14 protein-coding genes are annotated in these 19,579 nt (G+C 70.6%); 4 read left to right on the top strand and 10 right to left on the bottom strand.

Annotated elements, in window-relative coordinates:
* The first annotated feature begins 213 nt into the window (after positions 1-213).
* On the top strand, positions 214-534 hold the full coding sequence (locus tag AB0M54_RS24210; RefSeq protein ID WP_364473835.1) for a hypothetical protein: 321 nt from the start codon (positions 214-216) through the stop codon (positions 532-534).
* Here AB0M54_RS24210 and AB0M54_RS24205 read toward each other — a convergent pair.
* Positions 531-1,397, bottom strand: a complete 867-nt coding sequence (locus AB0M54_RS24205) for a site-specific integrase (protein WP_364473833.1) — start codon at positions 1,395-1,397, stop codon at positions 531-533. The genes AB0M54_RS24210 and AB0M54_RS24205 overlap by 4 nt on opposite strands.
* Positions 1,398-1,792: 395 nt before the next feature.
* Between AB0M54_RS24205 and AB0M54_RS24200 the strand changes: the two genes are divergently transcribed.
* Together AB0M54_RS24200 and AB0M54_RS24195 are read left to right on the top strand one after the other, a co-directional pair.
* On the top strand, positions 1,793-4,297 hold the full coding sequence (locus AB0M54_RS24200; protein ID WP_364473832.1) for a hypothetical protein: 2,505 nt from the start codon (positions 1,793-1,795) through the stop codon (positions 4,295-4,297).
* 540 nt (positions 4,298-4,837) lie between these two features.
* A complete protein-coding gene (locus AB0M54_RS24195) occupies positions 4,838-7,585 on the top strand; it encodes a tetratricopeptide repeat protein (protein WP_364473830.1) in 2,748 nt (915 codons plus the stop codon).
* On the opposite strand, the gene AB0M54_RS24190 is transcribed toward AB0M54_RS24195, so the two are convergent.
* The 5 genes from AB0M54_RS24190 to AB0M54_RS24170 form a co-directional block, all read right to left on the bottom strand.
* A complete protein-coding gene (locus tag AB0M54_RS24190) occupies positions 7,569-9,272 on the bottom strand; it encodes an IucA/IucC family protein (RefSeq protein ID WP_364473828.1) in 1,704 nt (567 codons plus the stop codon). The genes AB0M54_RS24195 and AB0M54_RS24190 overlap by 17 nt on opposite strands.
* A complete protein-coding gene (locus tag AB0M54_RS24185) occupies positions 9,269-9,832 on the bottom strand; it encodes a GNAT family N-acetyltransferase (RefSeq protein ID WP_364473826.1) in 564 nt (187 codons plus the stop codon). The genes AB0M54_RS24190 and AB0M54_RS24185 overlap by 4 nt, the downstream gene beginning before the upstream one ends.
* Complete coding sequence (locus AB0M54_RS24180) at positions 9,829-11,079, bottom strand: SidA/IucD/PvdA family monooxygenase (RefSeq protein ID WP_364473824.1); 1,251 nt, start codon at positions 11,077-11,079, stop codon at positions 9,829-9,831. The genes AB0M54_RS24185 and AB0M54_RS24180 overlap by 4 nt, the downstream gene beginning before the upstream one ends.
* 11 nt (positions 11,080-11,090) lie before the next feature.
* A complete protein-coding gene (locus AB0M54_RS24175; protein ID WP_364318872.1) occupies positions 11,091-12,587 on the bottom strand; it encodes an aspartate aminotransferase family protein in 1,497 nt (498 codons plus the stop codon).
* A gap of 80 nt (positions 12,588-12,667) precedes the next feature.
* A complete protein-coding gene (locus AB0M54_RS24170; RefSeq protein ID WP_364318870.1) occupies positions 12,668-13,381 on the bottom strand; it encodes a siderophore-interacting protein in 714 nt (237 codons plus the stop codon).
* Positions 13,382-13,447: 66 nt separating this feature from the next.
* Between AB0M54_RS24170 and AB0M54_RS24165 the strand changes: the two genes are divergently transcribed.
* The gene (locus AB0M54_RS24165) at positions 13,448-15,388 is read left to right on the top strand and encodes a penicillin acylase family protein (RefSeq protein ID WP_364473822.1); all 1,941 of its coding nucleotides are present in this window, start codon (positions 13,448-13,450) and stop codon (positions 15,386-15,388) included.
* On the opposite strand, the gene AB0M54_RS24160 is transcribed toward AB0M54_RS24165, so the two are convergent.
* From AB0M54_RS24160 to AB0M54_RS24145, 4 genes are read right to left on the bottom strand one after another with little or no spacing between them, the layout of a single operon-like run.
* Positions 15,322-17,667 carry an EAL domain-containing protein gene (locus tag AB0M54_RS24160; protein ID WP_364473821.1) on the bottom strand — a complete coding sequence of 782 codons (2,346 nt, stop codon included), beginning with the start codon at positions 17,665-17,667 and terminating at the stop codon, positions 15,322-15,324. The genes AB0M54_RS24165 and AB0M54_RS24160 overlap by 67 nt on opposite strands.
* A 39-nt stretch (positions 17,668-17,706) precedes the next feature.
* Positions 17,707-18,039, bottom strand: coding sequence for a hypothetical protein (locus AB0M54_RS24155; protein WP_364473819.1), 333 nt, complete (start codon positions 18,037-18,039; stop codon positions 17,707-17,709).
* Complete coding sequence (locus tag AB0M54_RS24150; RefSeq protein ID WP_364473817.1) at positions 17,978-19,219, bottom strand: hypothetical protein; 1,242 nt, start codon at positions 19,217-19,219, stop codon at positions 17,978-17,980. The genes AB0M54_RS24155 and AB0M54_RS24150 overlap by 62 nt, the downstream gene beginning before the upstream one ends.
* 26 nt (positions 19,220-19,245) lie before the next feature.
* Positions 19,246-19,542: a hypothetical protein gene (locus tag AB0M54_RS24145; protein ID WP_364318860.1), complete on the bottom strand. Its 297-nt coding sequence runs from the start codon at positions 19,540-19,542 to the stop codon at positions 19,246-19,248.
* Between the last annotated feature and the right edge of the window lie 37 nt (positions 19,543-19,579).

Raw genomic sequence — 19,579 nt, 5'->3', positions numbered from 1 at the left:
TAGCAACGCTGCGTCCCCGATCCGATACGTACGGGTGAGCGTGACGCGTAGATCGGCTGGTCTACCTAGGACGCTTGAGGATCGGTCAGACCGTGAACCCGACGTGTTTTCGCATTCACGCCCTGTTAGCTAGATCCCTTGCGCGTTGCGTGCGAACTGCGGGTTTCACCGAAGCCCCCCGGTTGGAGATACAGGAGAGACGGAGGAACCCTGTTGGAACCGCAGCAAGACAAGGCAGTGATCTTTACGCCCGCCGGCGGCGACGTCGCCCGGCATGTGGCGACGTGCCTGGAGGCATGTGAGCGCGAGGGCATCGATGTCGTCGGCGTCGCACCGCCGGGCGACTGGGTAGCCTGCGCCCGGCTGTTCGCCGAGCGGCAGGCCAACGTCATGGTCGTCGTCCGCCGCGACCACATCCCGGATGACGCCCCGCGGATCCTGGTCGTCAACGAGCTCGGGCCGCAGGACGCGCGGCGGCGCCACCGCAACGCTGGGGCGGGGCGCCCGCGCGACCGCCGCCCGAACCGGCTCTAGCCGGCCACCGGCAGTCCGGCCACCGCGCGCTCCATGCCGGCCCGGCCGGGCTGCACGTAGATCTGGGTGGTACTCGGGCTAGCGTGGCCGAGAAGCTCCTGGGCGGCGAGGATGTCGTTGCCGGACGCCTTGTACGCCTCGGTACCGAACCACTTCCGTAGCCGGTGCATGTGCACCCCGGGTAGGCCGAGCGTGTGGTGCAGGTACCAGTTGCCGGTGTTGCTGACGTGCTGCCGGGTGGCCCGCTGGCCGTTGGCGCGCCGGCACACCAGGCCAGCCTCCGCCTGGACGGCGGCCCAGATGGCGGGGTGGGTGGGGACGGCCCGGACCTTGGCGCCCTTGCCGTTGATCAGCATCTCGTGCTCGGTGATGTCGGCGCGCTTGAGTCCGGCCACCTCGACGCAACGCAGCCCGGCGTACGCGGCGACCAGGAACCACCTTCGATAGGGCATGGCGGCGCGGGCCAGGACGTCGAACAGGGTGGCGGTCTCGACCGGCCGCACCCGAGTGCCGCCCGGGTCGGCGAGCCGGGGCAGGAGGGCGGCCGGGTTGAAGTCGAGGACGGGGTCGGCCGGGTCGCACAGGAAGGCGAAGTAGCCGCGGGCGATGGTCGCGTAGTGCGCCCGGGTACGCCGGTCGCGGGGAGTCCCGTCCGGGGCGGGCTGACTGATCCACGCCTGGAGCTCTTCGGCGCACGCCCGGTTGAGCCCGGCGGGCAGCTCGGCATCCATGCGGGCGAGGATCTCTTCGTAGTGTTCGACGGTGCTCTCGGCGCGGTCGAGGTCGTCGTCGAGGTGGGTGAGGTAGTCGCCGAGCAGGGGGTTTGATCTGGTCCCTGCCGTGGTGGTAGTTGTCGTAGTCACGGTCGCAGGCTCCTTCTGCGTCCTGGCCCCTGGGCTGGTGTGAGCGCACCGTTTGCCTGGGGGCCGTCTCTGTCTGGGCAGTCGATGGTTGTCGCGTGGCACGCCGGGCCACGATCGGGTGACTCACCGATGGGCGTCGCTTGATCGGCTTCCGCCGGAGGTACCTGCACGGTGTGATTACGCGGCAACCGGCCGTGAGGGTGGGCGGATGCTGACCGGGCGGCGGCGCTTCGGATCAACCGGCGACTTGGGGTGGGCCGAATCGCGGCGGGTCGTGACGGCCGGGCGATCGGGCGTCGTCCGGACGACGTGCCCGGGTCGGGCGAACTCCGGGCTGGATGAATGACAGATCAGCCGGTTCCTCAGGACCGATAGGTGCAGGTAGCGTCCGCGACGTGCGCCACCTCCGATCGATCCTGTACGCCCTCGTCCTCGCTCCCGCCGTGTGGGTGCTGTGCGGGCTCGGGCTCGGCGGGGCGCGTTCGGATCCCGGGTGGCTGCTGCTCGCCGGCGCGGCCTACGCCTTCCTGCTTCTGTCGCCCATCTCCCCCGCCGGCCCCGTGCTGGCCGGCGGTCTCTTTCTCGCGCTGAGCGCGTGGTCGGCGCTTCTTCCCGATTCGTACGGTTCGGGGGTGCTGTTCAGGCCCGGGTACGCGGTGGCGGCCCTGCTCGCGATCCCGCTGCTGGGGACGGCGCTCAACGGGCGACGTTGGGCGCGCCACGAGCCGTTCACATTCCCCTTCCTGGGTACGGTGGGCCGCTCACCCAGCGCCTCCACTCCCGCGGGAACCTTCGCCCCGCCGGCCGCCCACCCTTACGCCGCCACGAACCCCTCCGCCGGTCATCCCCACGCCGCCGGCTACCCACCTTCAGCCGGCGTCCCCGCCGGCACGCCCACCGAGGGCGACGAGCCAACCACCTTCTTCCCGGCGCAGCCGAACGCCACCTTCCAGACGCCCGGCGCCTTCCAGCGACCCGCTGCATTCCAGGGCCCGACCACCACACCGCGGCCGAACGCATCCCATCCACCTGCCGCGTCGCCGTCGCCCACCACGTCGCCGCCGCCCACCACGTCGCCGCCGCCCACCACGTCGGAGCGATCCGCCCCGATGCAGCCTGCCTCGCCAGAGCGGCCAACCGACTCGGCGAGGCGGCCGGCCAGGCAGGGCCAGCCGAACGACCCGGCCCAGCGACCTCCCGGAACCGGGGTCCGCCCGTTCGTCACGGCCGGCAAGAAGGACGAACCGACCGACCGAGTCGTCGCCGTGCAGGAGCCGCCAGGTGCCGCGGCGACCAGCAAGGACGCAGACGACCCCACCCTCGCGGCACACGCTGATGAACCAACCCTCGCGGCGGACCCGGGCGAACCGACCGCGGTGATCACCGGCGAAGAGCCCACAGCCAGCCAGCCGGAGCGAATCTTCGTCACGCATCCAAACGGTGTCTCCGAGGAACACCCCGCCGAGGAGTTGACGGCTTCCCACCAGCCCACCGACCAACCGACCGCCGCCGAGGCGGGCGAACCCGCGAGTGGTCAAGCCGAACAACCGGTCCCCGCGGCCGGGGTGGGCGACTCCGCCGGCGCCGAGGGCGAGACGCCGGCCGAGGAGGATGACGCGGAGACCGTCATACCGGCCGCGTTGGCCACTGAGAAGGACGGCGAGAAGACGCAGGTCATCCGGGCTCCGAAGGATCGGGAGGTGGGTGCCGGGCCGACTCGGGACTTCCGGGGTGGGGGCAAGACCTACCTGGACGGGCCCGGGGAGCAGACGCAGGTGATCTACCTGCTGGAGCCGACCAACGCGGAGCATGCCGCTCAGCAGGCGGCCAAGGCCCGCGTCGCTGAGCAGGAAGCTCGGGATCGGGCTGCTCAGGAACGGGCACGGCAGGCGTTCCGGGATCGCGCGGCTCTCGAACGGGCGCGGCAGGCGTTCAACGAACGAGCAGCCGCCGAAGCCCGCAGCGTCGGCGAGGAAACGCAGATCATCAAACTCCCCTTCCTGGGCAAGCAAGGCCCCGCAGACCGGGACCACGGCAGTGAGGATCTCGGCGGCGAAGGTCGAGATCGCGGAGATCAAGGCAGCGAAAACGACGGTAAGACGGCGGTGCCGGTCACGCCGGGTGATGATGACCAGACGACATCACTGGGCCCGCGGGGCAGTGACGACCAGACGGCGTCACTCGTCGCACCAGGCGATGACGACAAGACGACTCTGCTCACCGCGCCCGGCGACGACGGTCAGACAACAACATTGATCAGGCCGGACAGCGACGACCAGACCACGCCGCAGGGTGGACGCGGGAGCAGCGAAGGGACAACGTCCGTCGTCACACCAAGCGACGACGACAAGACGACCCTGCTCGCGACGGCCGGGACTGACGACAGGACGACGTCGTCGATCACTCCAGGTGATGATGACCAGACGACATCATTGGGCACGCGGGGCAGTGACGAGCAGACAACCTTGCTTGTCACGCCGGGGAGTGATGAGGATGAGCAGACGACACCGCTGAGCAGGGTTGATGACGGCGGGGGCGAGAACACCACGCTCTTGCGGCACGCGACGGTTATGCCGGCGCTGGTTGATGGGGTGGGTGGGGAGCGGCGGGCTCGGTCCATCGTGGATCAGGAGCGGCCCGATCCGGCGGCCGATCCGACCACGCGACTGATCCCGGTGCAGCGGGACCCGGTACCAAACCAGCAGCGGGGGCCGGCGCAAGACCAGCAGCGAGGGCTGGCGCGAGACGAAAAGCATGAACCGGCGGGAGACCGAGAGCGGGACCCGGCGCAGGACAGAGACCGGGACCAGCAGGGGGAATCGGAGCGAGACCTGGAGCGTCAGCAACCAGCGCGTCCGCGCAGCCTGATGGACATGGAACGGCCGGCCGACGAAGGATGAGCAGGTCAGATCGCTTCTCGTCGGCTCAGCGAGACCGGCCGGTCAGGGAGGGCGCGGCCAGAAGCCCGGCCGATCAGGGTGGCGCAGTCAGAGGCACGCCGCGGTCAAAGGCCGAGGCAAAGAGGCCGGCTAGCGCCAGTCGGCCCAAGAACGGATCGGTGGGCCCACCCGGCTGCCCCAGACGAGGCCCCAACGGATTCGGACGACGCCCCATGACCAGCCGGTGTCTGTGACATCTCCGCCCCACAGCATGGCCGATCACCCCACCAATCTGTTAGAGCGGCAGCCGGTCCCGCGGTCACGTCGCCCGATCGCGACCGCGGAACCGACCGGTCGAAGGCCGGGACGCCCGCACGACGTCAGGCCGGTGGCCCGCCAGCCACCGGCCTCCCCCGCAACCGGGGGCCCTGGTCCGGGGCCCGGAACGGGGGACCGGGCCGGTGAACCTGGGCCCCTGGGGGTCGGGTGTCGGCCCGTCCAGGGTGTTCGTTGAGCCTTGCCGTTTTCTTGACGCCGACCGGCCTCAGTAGACTCGGCCCGATGCTGGAGGTTCGGCTCCTGGGCGCGGTCGAGATCGTGATCGCGGGTGAGCCTGTCGAGATGCGGCGCCCGCAGTCACGCGCGGTGCTGGCGGCGCTTGCCGTCGATCTGGGTCGGCCCGTGTCCGCGGCCACCCTGATCGACCGGGTCTGGGATGACGAACCGCCGAAGGGCGCCCAGAGTGTGCTCTATTCCCACATCACCCGGCTGCGGGCCGCGCTGCAGACCGAAGACACCGCGAATCCGCTGGTACGCCGCCCGGCCGGCTATGTCCTCGACCTTGATCCGGACGCGATCGACCTGCACCGGTTCCGCCGCCTGACCACCTTGCCGGCCTCGACGGCCGAGTTGCGGGAAGCGCTCGACCTGTGGCGCGGTGAGCCGCTGGCGGGCATCCGGGGGCGCTGGGCCGACAACGTCCGGGTGACGTGGCGTCAGCAGCGGCTGGACGCCGCGGTGGCCTGGGCGTCGGCGGCGGGCAACGATGCCTCGGTGGTGCCGGGGATCCGGGCCCTGTTGGACGAATATCCGCTGGCCGAGCCGCTGGCGGCGGCGCTGATGCGGGTGCTGGCGGCGACCGGGCGTACGGCGGAGGCGTTGGCGGGTTTCGCCGAGCTCAAGGTGCGGCTGCGTGACGAGCTGGGCGCCGACCCGGGCGCCGAACTGCAGAAGATCCATGTGGCGACGCTGCAGGCCGGCGGGGCCGCGACCGAGACCCGGGCACCGATCCGCCAGCTGCCGACCCCGGTGGCCGGTTTCACGGGCCGGGAAACCGCTCTCGCGACCCTCGACTCCATGATCGACGAACCGGCCCGGACCGCGGTCATCTCGGCCATCTCCGGTACGGCGGGCATCGGGAAGACCGCCTTGGCCGTGTACTGGGCGCAGCGGGTGGCCGAGCGGTTCCCGGACGGTCAGCTCTACGTGAACCTGAACGGCTTCGACCCGGGTGGGCAGGCGCTCGACCCGACCGTGGCGCTGCGGCAGTTCTTGGGGGCGCTGGGTACGAAGGCCGAGCAGATTCCGGACGACCGCGCCTCGATGGCCGCCCTCTACCGCAGCCTGCTGGCCGGGCGGCGGATGCTGGTGCTGCTCGACAACGCTCGCGACCCCGAGCAGGTGCGCCCGCTGCTGCCCGGCGCGTCGTCCACGTTCACGGTGGTGACCAGCCGCAACTGGCTGACGTCGCTGGTCGCGGCCGAGGGCGCCACCCCGGTGACGCTCGACCTGATGACCGCCGACGAGGCGCGGGGGCTGCTCGAGCGCCGGCTCGGCAAGGAGCGGGTGGCCGCCGAGCCGGAGGCGGTCGACCGCATCATCGAGCGGTGCGCCCGCCTTCCGCTGGCCTTGAGCATCGCCGCCGCCCGGGCGTTGCAGTCGGGGGCGCCGCTGCGGAGCCTGATCGACGAGCTGGAACAGCAGCCGTGGGACACCTTGGACGCCGGCGACCCGCTGACCCAGGTCCGGGTGGTGTTCTCCTGGTCCTACCGGGCGTTGAGCCGGCCGGCGGCGCGGCTCTTCCGGCTCCTGGGCCTGCATCCGGGCCCGGACATCTCGGTGGCCGCCGCCGACGCGCTGATCATGGGCGACGCCCAGCCGCTGCTGACCGAATTGTCCGCGGCGAGCCTCACCACCGAGCACCGCCCGGGCCGCTACATCCTGCACGACCTGTTGAGCGCCTACGCCGCCGAACTCAGCGAGACCGCCACGGAGCCGGCCGCGCCGAGCGAGATCGCCGGGGAGCAGGGTGAATTCAGTGAGATCGAGGGCGACGGCGAGACCAAGGGCGAGACCGAACAGCAGGTCCTGGCCCGCCTGCTCGACCACTACCTCGCCATCGCCTACGCGGCCGACAAGCAGCTCGACCCGGTCCGCGACCCGATCACGTTCCCGATCGACAAGGTGCATGAGGGCACACCGCCGAAGGACTGGTTCGAGCAGGAACATCGCGTCCTGCTGTCGCTGCAGGCCCGCGCCGCCGAGACCGGCCACCGGCGCGAGGCGTGGCAGCTGGCCTGGTGCCTGGACAACTTCCTGCACTTCAACGGCCTGTGGCACGACCGCGTGCACGCGTGGCAGGTGGCCGTCGACCACCCCGAGGACACGAACGCGGCCGCTCACGCGTACCTCAACCTGGGCCGGGTGGACAACCGCCTGAAGCGGCACGCGGACGCCGAGAACCACCTCGGCCGGGCCCTCGCGCTCTTCGAGGAACGCGGGGACGCGATCGGCCAGGCGCACGCCCACCGCGCCCTGAGCTGGGTGAGCGAGGCGCACGGCGATCTGCGGGGCGCGCTCGATCAGGACCGGCTGGCGCTCGCGTTGTTCGAGGAGGCCGGCAACCGGCAGGGCATGGCCGACGCGTTGAACTCGGTGGGCTGGGACCAGTGCCTGGTCGGCGAGCACGAGGCGGCGCTGGAGACCTGCGAGCGGGCCCGGACGATCCACCGCGCGATCGGCGACCGCTGGGGCGAGGCGTCCAGCCTGGACAGCCTCGGCTTCGCCAACCACCACCTGGGCCGGTACGCCGAGGCCGTGGACCGGTACGAGCAGACCCTCGCGGTGGTCCGTGACCTCGGCGACCGCTACTTCGAGGCGGACACGCTGACCCGGCTCGGCGAGACCCACCGCGCCGCCGGCGACGTGCCCGCGGCCCGGAAGGCCTGGCAGCGCGCGCTCGACATCCTCACCGAGCTGGGCCACGACGAGGCTGACGACGTCCGCACCAAGATCAACGACTTGCGTTAGAAAACGCGAGCGGGTTGCGCAACGTCCCGATCAGCTGGAGCGCCTCCGACGGGTCGGCCAGGTTGACCATCTGCTGGTTGTTGCGCAGCTGGAGCCGGTTGAGGCAGGACAGCGCGAACTCGGGCTGGAAGATGTCGTAGCGATCGGCCAGGTGCGGCACCGTCGCCAGGTAGTCGGCGACGCACTCGGACACCACCCGCCAGAAGTCGTCGGTCGGCAGGACCGGTTCGAGGCGTACGGCGAGGAAGCGGAAGAAGCAGTCGAACACGTCGGTGTAGATCGACAGCATCCGCATCTCGTAGGGAACGTCGGCCCGGATCCGGGCGGCGGATTCCGGCACCTCGGTGAAGTCGGACATCACCACGATCTCCTCGGCGATGTCCTTGAAGATCACCCGCTCGACCGCGTGGTCCTTCAGGACCATGATCACGTTCTCGCCGTGCGGCATGAACGCCAGGTCGTACGCGTAGATGCTGTGCAGCAACGGCGTCAGATAGGCGTCCAGGTAGCGCCGCAGCCAGACCGCCGGGTCGAGCCCGCTGCGCCGCACCAGCTCGGCCGCGAACGAGCCGCCGGCCCGGTCGACGTGCAGCAGCGAGGCCATGGTGGCGAGGCGACGCCCGGGCTCGAGGCCGGTGACCGGGCTCTCCCGCCACAGAGCGGCAAGCATTTTCCGGTACGGGGAGTAGCGATCGGTCGCGGCCTCGTAGGCGGCCGGGTGGTACCCGATGGCGGCCTGCTCCCGCAGGATCGTCAGGCCGGTTCCCTTGAGCACCTCGTCCGAGGAGATCAGGCCGGCCAGCCAGTCGTTGATGGCCGGCGTGGCCGCCATGTAGGCCGCCGACAGCCCGCGCGTGAAACCCATGTTGAGCACGCTGATCGCCGTCTTGACGTAGGGCCGCGCCGGCTGGGACAGGTTGAAGAAGGTGCGGATCGACTGCTGGGCCAGATGCTCGTCCGGACCTTCGCCGAGGTGGATGAGCCGGCCGGTGGCGAGCTCCGCGGCGAAGGTGACGGACAGTTTGTTGTCCCACTGCCACGGATGCACCGGGAACAGGTGGTAGTCGTCGGGAAGATCGCCGGCGAAGAAGGCGAGCTCGGGCGCCAGCAGGTCGGCGTAGGACGTGTCCTCGCACGAGGTGAACGTCGAGTGGTCGCGATGCGCCGCGAGCCAGACCAGCCGGACCGGCCGCGCGGCCTCCGGCGCGTACCGGTGGTAGTCCTCGAGGCCGAAGCCGAGCCGCCCGTTGTTGGCGACGAAGCACGGGTGCCCCTCGGTCATCGACGTCTCGATCGTCTGGAAGCCGGCGTCGACCAGCTCGGCGACCGGGATGTCGGGCTTGGCGTCCTTGAAGGCCATGCCGGCCAGGCTGGAGCTCAGCTCTTCGAGGTAGACCGGGAGCACGGCGTCACTGATCTCCAGCGCCTCCCGCGTGTCCAGCACGAACTGCAAGGCGTCGGGCACGGCCGCCGGGTGACGCACGATCGACCCGGGGTCGACGGTCCAGTGGTCGAGCGGGCCGTGCGTCGCGGCGAAGCGGTAGACCACCGGGCCGGCCACGATCTCGAACCGGCCGTTGGCGTAGCGAGGGGTGAACAGTCTCTCGTGGGTGAACTCGGCGATCGCCTTGGCGATGAGGCGGCGGTTCACCTCTTCCCAGGCTTCTTGGTGCAGATGTGAGATCACGCCGCCGCTCCGATCCGGGTCAGGAATTGTTCGCGGGTGCACGTACTCAGCAAGGCCTTCTTCTCCGGTTTCTGAATCTCGCGGACCACCTCGAAGCCGACCGCGGCGTTGAGCGCGTGCACCGCGGTGTTGCCGACGTCGGGCTCGACCACGACGCGACGCACCGCCGGATCGTCGAAGAGCCAGGCCATCACCGTGGTGATCACACCGAGGGTGAAGCCGTGCAGCGGTTGCGAGGCCGGCGCGCAGAGGAAATGCATCCCGACGTCCCCGTCGGCCGCGTCGAACAGTCCCGGCAGTTCCACGAACCGCGGGTCATAACGTTCGGCCAGGAAAGCCGGCGTCCCGTCCCGGAAACCGAGGAAGGCATCGTGATGGGGATCGTCGGCGATGCGGCGGTATTCGGTGGCGACGTCATCGACCGACGAGTCGAGCATCATCCAGTACGCCGCCTTGGGATGCGTGACCCACGAATGCAGCAGCTCGACATCGGCCTCCAGGGAAAGCGGCCGCAACGAGAAGGTGCCGAGATTCTCGTCAGCGCGGGCATAGGAACTCATGAGGCAACCCCGAATTCCTGGAAAGCGATGCTCTTCTCGATCGGATAGACCTCCCGGCCGAGCATCTCGCGGATGATCCACGAGTTCCGGTAGGCGCCCATGCCCAGGTCGGGCGAGGTCAGGCTGTGCGCGTGGGTGGCCGCGTTCTGCAGGAAGATCTCCCGGCCGTCGTGGTCGATCGAGTAGTTGCGGGCCACATCGAACCGGCCGTGCCCGTCCCAGCGGATCCGGTCGCGGATCGGCGCCAGGAACGCCGGCACGTCGTATTTGTAGCCGGTGGCCAGCACCAGTCCCTCGGTGTCCAGCGAATAGTCCCGGTCCTGCTCGACATGCCGCAATCCGAGCGTGTAGACGCCATCGGCATAGGCGGCGGTCAGCAGCTCGGAATTGGTGAGCAGCCGGGTCGGCACCGGCCCCTCGATGCTTTTCGCGTAGAGGGTGTCGTAGATGTCGTTGATCAGGTCGGCGTTGATCCCCTTGTACAACCCCTTCTGCCCGGCCTCGAGCTCGTAGCGGCGCTGCTCGGGCAGGGCGTGGAAGTAGTCGATGTAGTCCGGGGAGGTCATCTCGAGCGTGAGCTTGGTGTATTCCAGCGGGAAGAACCGCGGCGACCGGGTCACCCAGTTCAGCCGATAGCCGTAGGCGCCGATGTCACCGAGCAGGTCGGCGTAGATCTCGGCGGCGCTCTGCCCACTGCCGAGCACCGTGATGCTGCGCTTGGAGCGCAAGGCCTGACGGTGGTCCAGGTAGGACGAATTGTGCAGCAGGTCGCCGTCCAGGCCGCGGAGAGGCTCGGGTACGTACGGCGGGGTGCCCGTGCCGAGGACCAGCCGGCGCGCGCGGTGTTCGGTGCTTCCCACCCGTACCCGATAGCCCTGACCGTCGTGGGTGATCTCCGTGACGCGCTGCCCGAAGCGCAGGTTGGGCAGCTTGGCCGCGGCCCATCGGCAGTAGTCGCTGAACTCGCCGCGCAGCGGGTAGAAGCTCTCCCGGATGTAGAACGAGTACATCCGGCCGGACTCCTTGAGGTAGCTCAGGAAGGAGTACGGCGAGGTCGGGTCGGCCAGGGTGACCAGGTCGGCCAGGAACGGCGTCTGGAGCCGGGTGCCGTCCAGCATCATGCCCGGGTGCCAGCTCACGTCGGTGCGGGCCTCCAGGAACAGCCCATCCAGGTCTTCGATCGGCGCGGTCAGGCAGGCCAGGCCCAGGTTGTACGGGCCCAGCCCGATCGCGATGAAGTCGTACATGGATGCTCCCTTCAGCCGAGCAGGACCGGCGTCGTCCGGCTGGCGGCGTGCTCGGCGATCCGCTCCAGCACGTACTCGATGTCTTCCCTGGTGGTCAGCGGATTGAGCAGGGTGAACTTGAGGAACTGGCGGCCGTCCACGGTGGTGCCGGCGATGAGCGCCTCGCCGGAGGCGGCGAGCGCCTCCCGGGCGTACAGGTTGACCAGGTCGGCCCGGTCGGAGTCGGCGGGCAGGTAGCGGAACACCACCGTGCTCAGGTCGGACCGGGTGACCACCTCGAAGCGCGGGTCCTCGGCCAGCAGCTCGTACGCCTCGGCGGCCCGGTCGACGACCTCGTCGAAGAGCGCGCCGATCGCGTCCGCGCCCATGATCCGCAGCGTCATCCAGAGCTTCAGCGCGTCGAACCGGCGAGTGGTCTGCAGGCTCTTGTCGACCTGGTTCGGGATGCGCGCCTCGGCCATCCGCTTCGGGTTCAGGTAGTCGGCGTAGTAGGTGGCGTGCCGCAGGGTGGCGCCGTCCCGGACCAGCAGGGCGCTGCTGCTGACCGGCTGGAAGAACGACTTGTGGTAGTCGACGGTCACCGAGTCGGCCCGTTCGATGCCGGCCAGCAGGTGCCGCCGGGTGGGCGAGGCGAGCAGGCCGCAGCCGTACGCGGCGTCGACGTGCAGCCAGGTCTTGAAGGTCTCGCACAGGTCGGCGATGCGTGGCAGCGGGTCGATGGTGCCGAAGTCGGTGGTGCCGGCGGTGGCCACCACGGCCATCACGGTGTCACCGCGCCGGTGGCAGCGGACCAGTTCACCGGCCAGCGCGCTGACCGACATCCGGCGCTGGTCGTCGGTGGGCACCACGATCACCGCGTCCGCGTCCAGGCCGAGCAGCTTGGCCGCCTTCTGCACGCTGAAGTGAGCGGCGGCGGATGCGATGATCCTCTTCCGGCCCGGGCCGGCCTTTCCCCGGGCCGCTTCCCGGGCCTCTCCCCGAGCCTCTTCGCGGGCCTCTCCCCGGGCCTCTTCGCGGGCCAGGAGCAGGGCGTGCAGGTTCGACTGGGTGCCGCCGCTGGTGAAGACACCGTCCGCGGCCGGGCCGAACCCGATCCGGCCGGCCGTCCAGTCGATCAGCCGCCGCTCGATCAGCGTGCCGCCGGCGCTCTGGTCCCAGGTGTCCAGCGAGGAGTTGACCGCGCTCAGCACCGCCTCGCCGAGCAGCGCCGGGATCACCACCGGGCAGTTCAGGTGGGCCAGGTACCGCGGGTGGTGGAAGTACACCGCGTCGCGCAGGTAGACGTTCTCCAGCTCGTCCAGGGCCGCGGCCGGACTGCCGAGGGGACGGTCCAGGTCGACGCCGGCCACGTCGGCCGTCAGTTCCTCCGGCGTGACGCCGGTGAACGGCGCCGTGGTGCCGGCCACGCGGTACGCCACCCGGTCGACGCCCTGAACCACTACCTCTCGATAGACGTCGGCCGAGCCGTTGGTGAGCAGATGGTCGCGGGGATCACCCGGGATACTCATGGCGGGTCCTCAATGGTCGATTGTGGACGGTGGTGGCACGGGCGCCGGTGGCCGTGCCGCGTCGGGCTAGCCCAGGTTCCTCATCGAGCGGCCGTCCAGTAGGCCAGCGACCTGACCCGGTGCTTGTCGACCGCCAGGTCGCGCCGGATGTGCTTGGCGATCGCCCGGGTGCTGCCCGCCTCGCAGGCCACCCAGTAGAACGCGTCGTCGCGGCGCGGCAGCTCGGCGGTCACGGTCTCGACGAGCAGCTGCCCGTCGCGCTCGCGCGGCACCCAGGTGACCGCCTGGTCCGGACGGTTGCGCAGCGGCAGGGACTTCTCGTCGTCGTTGGCGTACTCCAGCCAGACCGTGGCCGGCAGCTCCGCGGACGCGTCGAAGATGCTGTTGACGGCCGGGATCGCGGTGGCGTCGCCGACCACGAGGAGATGGGCCGGGCTCGGGTCGGGCAGCTTCCAGTCGCTGCCCAGCAGGGTCGCCTCGATCGTGTCGCCCGGCTTCGCGGCCCGCGCCCACCCGGCCGCGGTGCTGTCGTGCAGCACGAACTCGAGATGGAACCGCCCGGTCGACGGGTCGGGGTCGACCAGCGTGAACGCCCGCTGATGGGGCTTGCCGTCGAGCTCGAACCAGAGCCGGAGCCACATCGTCGGGTGCACGTCGCAGGCCTGGAGGAGGTCACCGCCGTCGATGTGCAGGCGGTGATAGTGGTCGTTGACGGACTCGGCGCCGAGTACGGTCAACCGGAAGTCACGCCCGCCGAAGGCCTTGATGACAAGACCTTCCCAACCTTTCTTCACGCCACCCTCCCCAGCGACCGTTGCTTAGGTGAGGGTAACCTAACCATCTCGACAAGCAAGAGGACCATGACGAGCTTCATCAACCGCGACGAATGGGGTATCCCACACCTCGTCGCCGACTCCGTGCTCGACCTGGCGTTTCTTCAGGGCCGAGCGGCCGCGCGTGATCGGGCGTGGCAGATCGAGGTCGAGCGGCGGAGATCCGAGGGGCGCTTGGCCGAGTGGATCGGCGCGGCCGAGGTGGGGTGGGACCGCTTCGCCCGCCGGGTACGCCTGGACGACACCGCCCGGCGCTCGTTCGAGAAGCTCGACGACACCACGAAGCAGTGGCTCCGGTCCTACGTGGACGGTGTGAACAGCGAGCTGCCGGCGGCCGAGGCGCCGGAGTTCGTGGCGTACGGCGTGCGCCCGTCGCCGTGGCGACCCTGGACTCCGCTGGGCATCTTCCTGGTGCAGCACATCCTCTTCGGCACGTTCCCCAGCAAGATGTGGCGGGCCCACGTCGAGTCCACGATCGGCTCGCTCCCGGTCGTCGGTGATCCGTCGTCCGGCAGCAACGCGTGGGCCGTCGCCGGCTCGTACATCGCCGGCGACCCGCACCGGATCCTCGAACTACCCGGCGTCTACCAGCAGGTGCGGCTGACCTGCCCGGAGTTCGACGTGGCCGGTTTCGCCTTCCCGGGCGTCCCGGGGGTGCCCCACTTCGGCCACGCCGGGTCGGTGGCCTGGGCGATCACCAACGCGATGTCCGACTACCAGGACCTCTACCAGGAGGAGCTGCGCCGGTCGGCCGGCTCGGTGCAGGCCCGGTCGGCCTCCGGGTGGGAGGAGGTGTCGCGGCACGTCGAGACCATTGCGGTACGCGATGAGCCCGCCGTCGAGGTCGAGGTGATCGAGACGCCCCGCGGTCCGATCATCGACCGCGACCTGGCGCTGCGGGTGCCGGCCCGGGTCGAGTTCGACCTCGGCTTCGGCGCGCTGCTGCCGCTGCTCCGGGCCAAGACGGTCGACGACGTGGTGGCCGCGCTGGCGGGCTGGGTCGAGCCGGTCAACTCGGTGATCGCCATGGACTCCGGCGGCACGCTGGTCAGCTTCGTCGCCGGGAAGGTGCCGCTGCGCGACGATCGGGTGCGGCAGGTGCCGGTGCCGGCCTGGGAGCCGCGGTACGAATGGCAGGGTTACGCCCCGCTCCCCCGGTCGGTTCGCGAGGTGGTGGTCAACGCCAACGACGCGCGCCCCGGCGACACGGCCGAACTGGGCAACGACTTCGCGCCGCCGGCCCGGGCCGACCGCATCGCCGCGCTGCTCCTGGCCGCGACGCCACCGGCCGAGATCCACACCGATGTGCTGGCCGACCCCCGGCTCTTCGACGTGCTCGCCCGGGTGTCCGCCCACCCCGCGGCCCGCCGGCTGCTCGACTGGGACCGGCGGATGGACGCCGATTCGCTCGACGCGGGCCTCTTCGCCGCGTGGCGGCACGCGGCGACCCGGCTGATCGTGGCGTCGCTGCCGGCGTTGCTGACCGAGACCGGGTACGACCCGCTGTTCGCGCCGTGGCTCGACCCCTACCAGCGGGTCGGGCGAGCCCTGCCGACCCTGCTCACCGACGAGATCGCCGTCGCCGCCCTCGCCGGCCTTTCAGCACGGCCCTGGGGTGAGACGCACGTGCTCACACCAGTTGTCGTCGTTCCGGAGACCGCGCTCGACCAGGTCGTACCGCTGCCCGGCGACAACGACTGCGTGCGCTCCACCTCGAGCATGGTGGGCGTGACCGATGCCTGCTGGAAGGGGTCGGTCGCGCGGTACGTGTGGGACCTGTCTGATCGGTCGGCGTCGCGGTGGGTGGTGCCGTTCGGCGCCTCGGGCCGGCCGGGCGACCAGCACTTCGCCGACCAGCTGCCGCTCTGGGTGGCCGGCGACCTGGTGCCGGTCTTCCCCGATCAGCTGACGGTCGAGGAGACCCTCCAGCCGGCGGCGAACGCGGACGGCTCCAGCGGCGGCGAGTAGAGGAAGCCCTGGGCCCGCCGATAGCCCAGGTCGCGCAGCACCTCCGCCTGCTCCGTCGACTCCACGCCCTCGGCCACCGTGGTCAGGTCGAGGGCCCGGGCGATCTGGCTGACCGCGGTCGCCACCGCGGTCGGCCGGGAGTCGATGCCCAGCCGCTCGACGAACGACCGGTCCAGCTTGAGACCGGACATCGGGCAGGTGAGCAGCAGGCCCAGCGACGACGCGGCGGTGCCGAAGTCGTCCAGGGCCAGGTCGAGGCCGAGCCCGCGGAGGCCGTGCAGCGCGGCCAGGACCATCGGCTCGTCCAGCGTCGCCGACTCGGTGATCTCGATGACCAGGCGGTCGGGCGGGATGTCGTGCTCGGCCAGCAACGCCGCCACCTCGTCGACGAAGCCGGGCGCCTGGAGCTGGCGGCCGGCCACGTTCACGGCCATGGCCAGGTCCCGGGCCGCCGGATGGTCCCGCCGCCACTCGGCGAGCTGGCGGCACGCCTCGCGCAGGATCCACCGGCCCAGGCGCACGATCTCGCCCGTACGCTCCGCGGTCGGGATGAACTCGGCCGGCGAGATCTCGTCCCGGCCCGGCGGATGCCACCGGACCAGCGCCTCCGCGCCGGTCACGCGGCCGGTGGCCATCTCCACCACCGGCTGGTAGACCAGGCCGAACTGGTCGGTGCCGACCGCCTCCCGCAACCGGGTGCCGAGCTCGACCGTCTCCATGATGCGGGCGCCCATGTCGGCCGCGTACTGCTGGATGCCGCCCTTGCCGGCGTCCTTGGCCGCGTACATCGCGATGTCCGCGTTGCGCATCAGGCCCTCGGCGTCATCACCGGGCGCGGCCGGCGCGACCCCGATGCTGGCCTTGACCACGAGCATGTGGCCGTCGACCCGGGCGGGCTGCACCACGTCGGCCAGGATCCGGTCGGCCATCGCGGCCGCCTCCGGCTCGCTCACCCCGCGCAGCAGCACCGCGAACTCGTCGCCGCCCAGCCGGGACACCAGGTCCTCGGCCCGGACCGCGTTGCGCAGCCGATCGGCGACCGTGGTCAGCAACCCGTCGCCGACACCGTGGCCGAGGGTGTCGTTGACCGCCTTGAAGTCATCCAGGTCGATCAGCAGGACGGCCAGCCCGCGGGCCACGGCACGGGGGTCGGCCAGGTCGGCCGCCACCGCCTCGGCGAACGAGGTCCGGTTGGCCAGCCGGGTCAGGCCGTCCCGGGTGGCCTGCTCGTGCAGCATCGCCTGGTGGCCGCGCAGGTCGAGCAGGGTGGCGTCGAGCTTGTTGATCAGGTCGAAGTTGTCCAGGAAGGCGAGCAGCTGCCGGATCACCACGATCGCGGTCACCGCGATCACACCGACCACCCCGCCCCACGCCCGGTAGCCCAGGTCGCGCGGCATCACGGCGAGGAAGGTGGCGAAGGTCGCGGCGACGGCCAGGTACGGCAGCACGTTGTACGGCCGGCGCCGGTGCTCCCGGCGGAAGTCCGGCCGTACCCTCGTCTGCAGTTCCTGCACCCGGGGACCGACCGCGAACAGCGCCGCCGCCAGGATCCGCAGCGCCATCAGCACCGGATGCAGCCGGCCGTCGGATCCGAGGATCGGCACCGCGGTGGTGAGCGCCAGCAGGCCGGCGGCCACGATCATCGGGATCGAGCCGCCCTTGGTCATCGGCGCCGTCCCGCTGAGCACCATCCGCACCGCGGCGAACGCGGCCAGCAGCAGCACGCTGGCCGCGATCAGCGTGCTGATCAGCTCCAGCCCGGCCACGCTCTGCGAGTTGAGACTGAAACACCAGGCCATCACGCCGCCGCCGAGCAGCACGGCGAGGGCGTCCAGGTAGAACCGGAGCCGTTCGCCGCGCGAGCCGCCCGGCGACTTGTGGCTGAGCATCCGCCCGACCACCAGCGAACAACCGGCCAGGTACATGACGGTCGGCACCACACCGCCGTTGATCTCGGCCACCACCGGCCACCCGATCGACCGCACGAACTGGTAACCGTCCCCGATCAGGAACGCGACCGCGGTCCCCGACAGCGTGAGCATGTAGCTCCGGACGATCCGATCGACCCCCGGCACCCGAGCCGCCCGCAGGCAGAACCACCCGAGCAGCACATCCAGGGGCACCTGCGCACCCCAGATGAACCGGAGCTTGAAGACGGTGTCCCCGACATCGACCAGCGGCACCAGCGAGGCGAGCAACGCGAACCCGAGCGTCCCGGCCACGCCAGGATCCCGCAGCACCTTCCAGGCGCTACGCCACCACCCGCTGACCAGGCTCACGGCCGAAGAATCGGCACCGGCCCACCCGACTCAACGACTTCAGGGCAACTTCAGTTCGTCCCCCGCCCCGCGCCGATCCAGCTCCAGCTGCGCGAACCGCACATCCTCGGGCACCTTGAGCGGCGAGTACCCGTCACGATCCAGCCGCGACCCGAGCCGCACATCACACCGGCCCAGCAGGTAGAGCAGCCCGTTGAGCGGCTGCCCGAGCTGCCGCACCGGCCGAGGCGCCCCGTCCACCAGCACCGTCTTGTCCTCGGCATACACCGGCAGCTCGGCGATCATCCGCCGGATCGCCGCCACCCGGTCGCTACCGCCCAGCAACCTCTTGACGGCGTCCACCCGCAGGTAGAGGCGGTTGGTGCTGTACATCGCGTCGGCGACCCAGGCGCCTTCGGCCACGGCGAGCCGGCCGCCCCGGATCCGCAGGGCGCCACCGCGGTCGTACCGCCGGAGCTCCGCCGGAGCTCGTCGCGGCGAGCGGACGCCCCCGCTGATCCGACGACCAGCCCTCCGCGTCCGCGCGAACGGTCCCTTCACCCTCACCCGCCGAGTACGCCCACGGCACGGCATGCACCACCGCATCAACCGTCGCATGGCGCTCGAGATGGCCGATCGTCCCCGGGTCGAGCCGGAACAGCACATCATCGGCGTTGGCCATGACCAGATACTTGACGCCGGCGTCGGCCCACCGGTCGAACAGCCCGGAGATGATCGACGCGGTGAACAGGCCCATGCTCCCGTGTGGTTTCCGGCTCGGCACACCCCGCTCGTCCCGGACGATCGCGTCCACCCACCGCCGCGGGTCGCCGGCCAGCAGGTCCCGGTCCACCCGATAGACGCCGTGCTGCCGGAATAGATGCGTCGAGCTCCGGTACGGCTCGTCCAGCCCGTCCCACCAGGCGTGCAGGGCGTCGGCCCCGGTGGCCGAGCCCATCACCGCGACCGGCATCCGGGCGTCCCAGTGGCGGACGTTGGCCATCCGGATGTCCAGCGCGCTCACCGGCCGGCCGGCCAGCCGCAGCACCTTGGTCAGCGCCTTCTGCCGCCGGGGGTCGTGCTCCGGCAAGTCGTACCCGCCGAACCGGCCACCGGTGCCACCGGCCGGAACCAGCACCGCCACCTCGCCTCCGGCCAGCGCCTTCCGCCCTGCCAGCCGATCGGCGTCGTCCGGCGTGATGAGGGCGGCCCACGGCCGCGTCACGCTGGACAGTTCAAGAGGCTGGTGCCGAAACACGCTGTCCAGCAGCGCCAGCGTCACACCGTCGGCGTGGCCGTTGGCGCTCCCGAAAACCGGCGGCACGTACCGGAGGATCGTTTCGACGGTCTCCGCCAGGCTCAGCCCCCTGGTCACGTCGGACAGGTGACCGTTCGGCTCGCCGTGCCGGACCCGCGGGTCGGCCGCCACGATCAGCTCGATCTCGTCCTCGGTGAGACCAGCCGCGAGAAGTTCGGTGGCCAGCTGGTCCGGGCCGGCAGCAAGGCGTGGACCTCGGTCCGCCCGGCGAGCAGTCCATCGCTGCGCGGAGATCGGCGTTGACGAGAGCCTCAAGGCTTCCTCTCAATCCGGTGCCGTAGCTACTCAATGCCGTCCGGATCCGCTTCCTGGCCTCGAGCGGCAGTGGAGTCGTCCGCATCGGATCGAACAACCGGCGGCTCGCTGATCACCAATGTGATCGCCAGGCGTCCTGAACTCTCATCGCGCAATTTGCCCGCGACAAACGCCTTCAGCACGAATCTTCTGTTCCGCTCCTTCAAGAGCACGGGCAGGACGCCGAAGAACTTCACCAGCACGACACTGATGGCACTGATCAGGCTCGCCCACGGCATTGTCGCAAAGAGGATCTTGAATAGGTCCTCGGACACATCGGTCACCCGCCTCAGTGCGTCGCATCAGCGCATCCATGCGCAG

The organism is Actinoplanes sp. NPDC051470, from assembly GCF_040682035.1.
Taxonomy (GTDB): Bacteria; Actinomycetota; Actinomycetes; order Mycobacteriales; family Micromonosporaceae; genus Actinoplanes.
The sequence above is the reverse complement of the archived record's forward strand: the minus strand, read 5'-3'. Positions and strand labels throughout refer to the sequence as shown.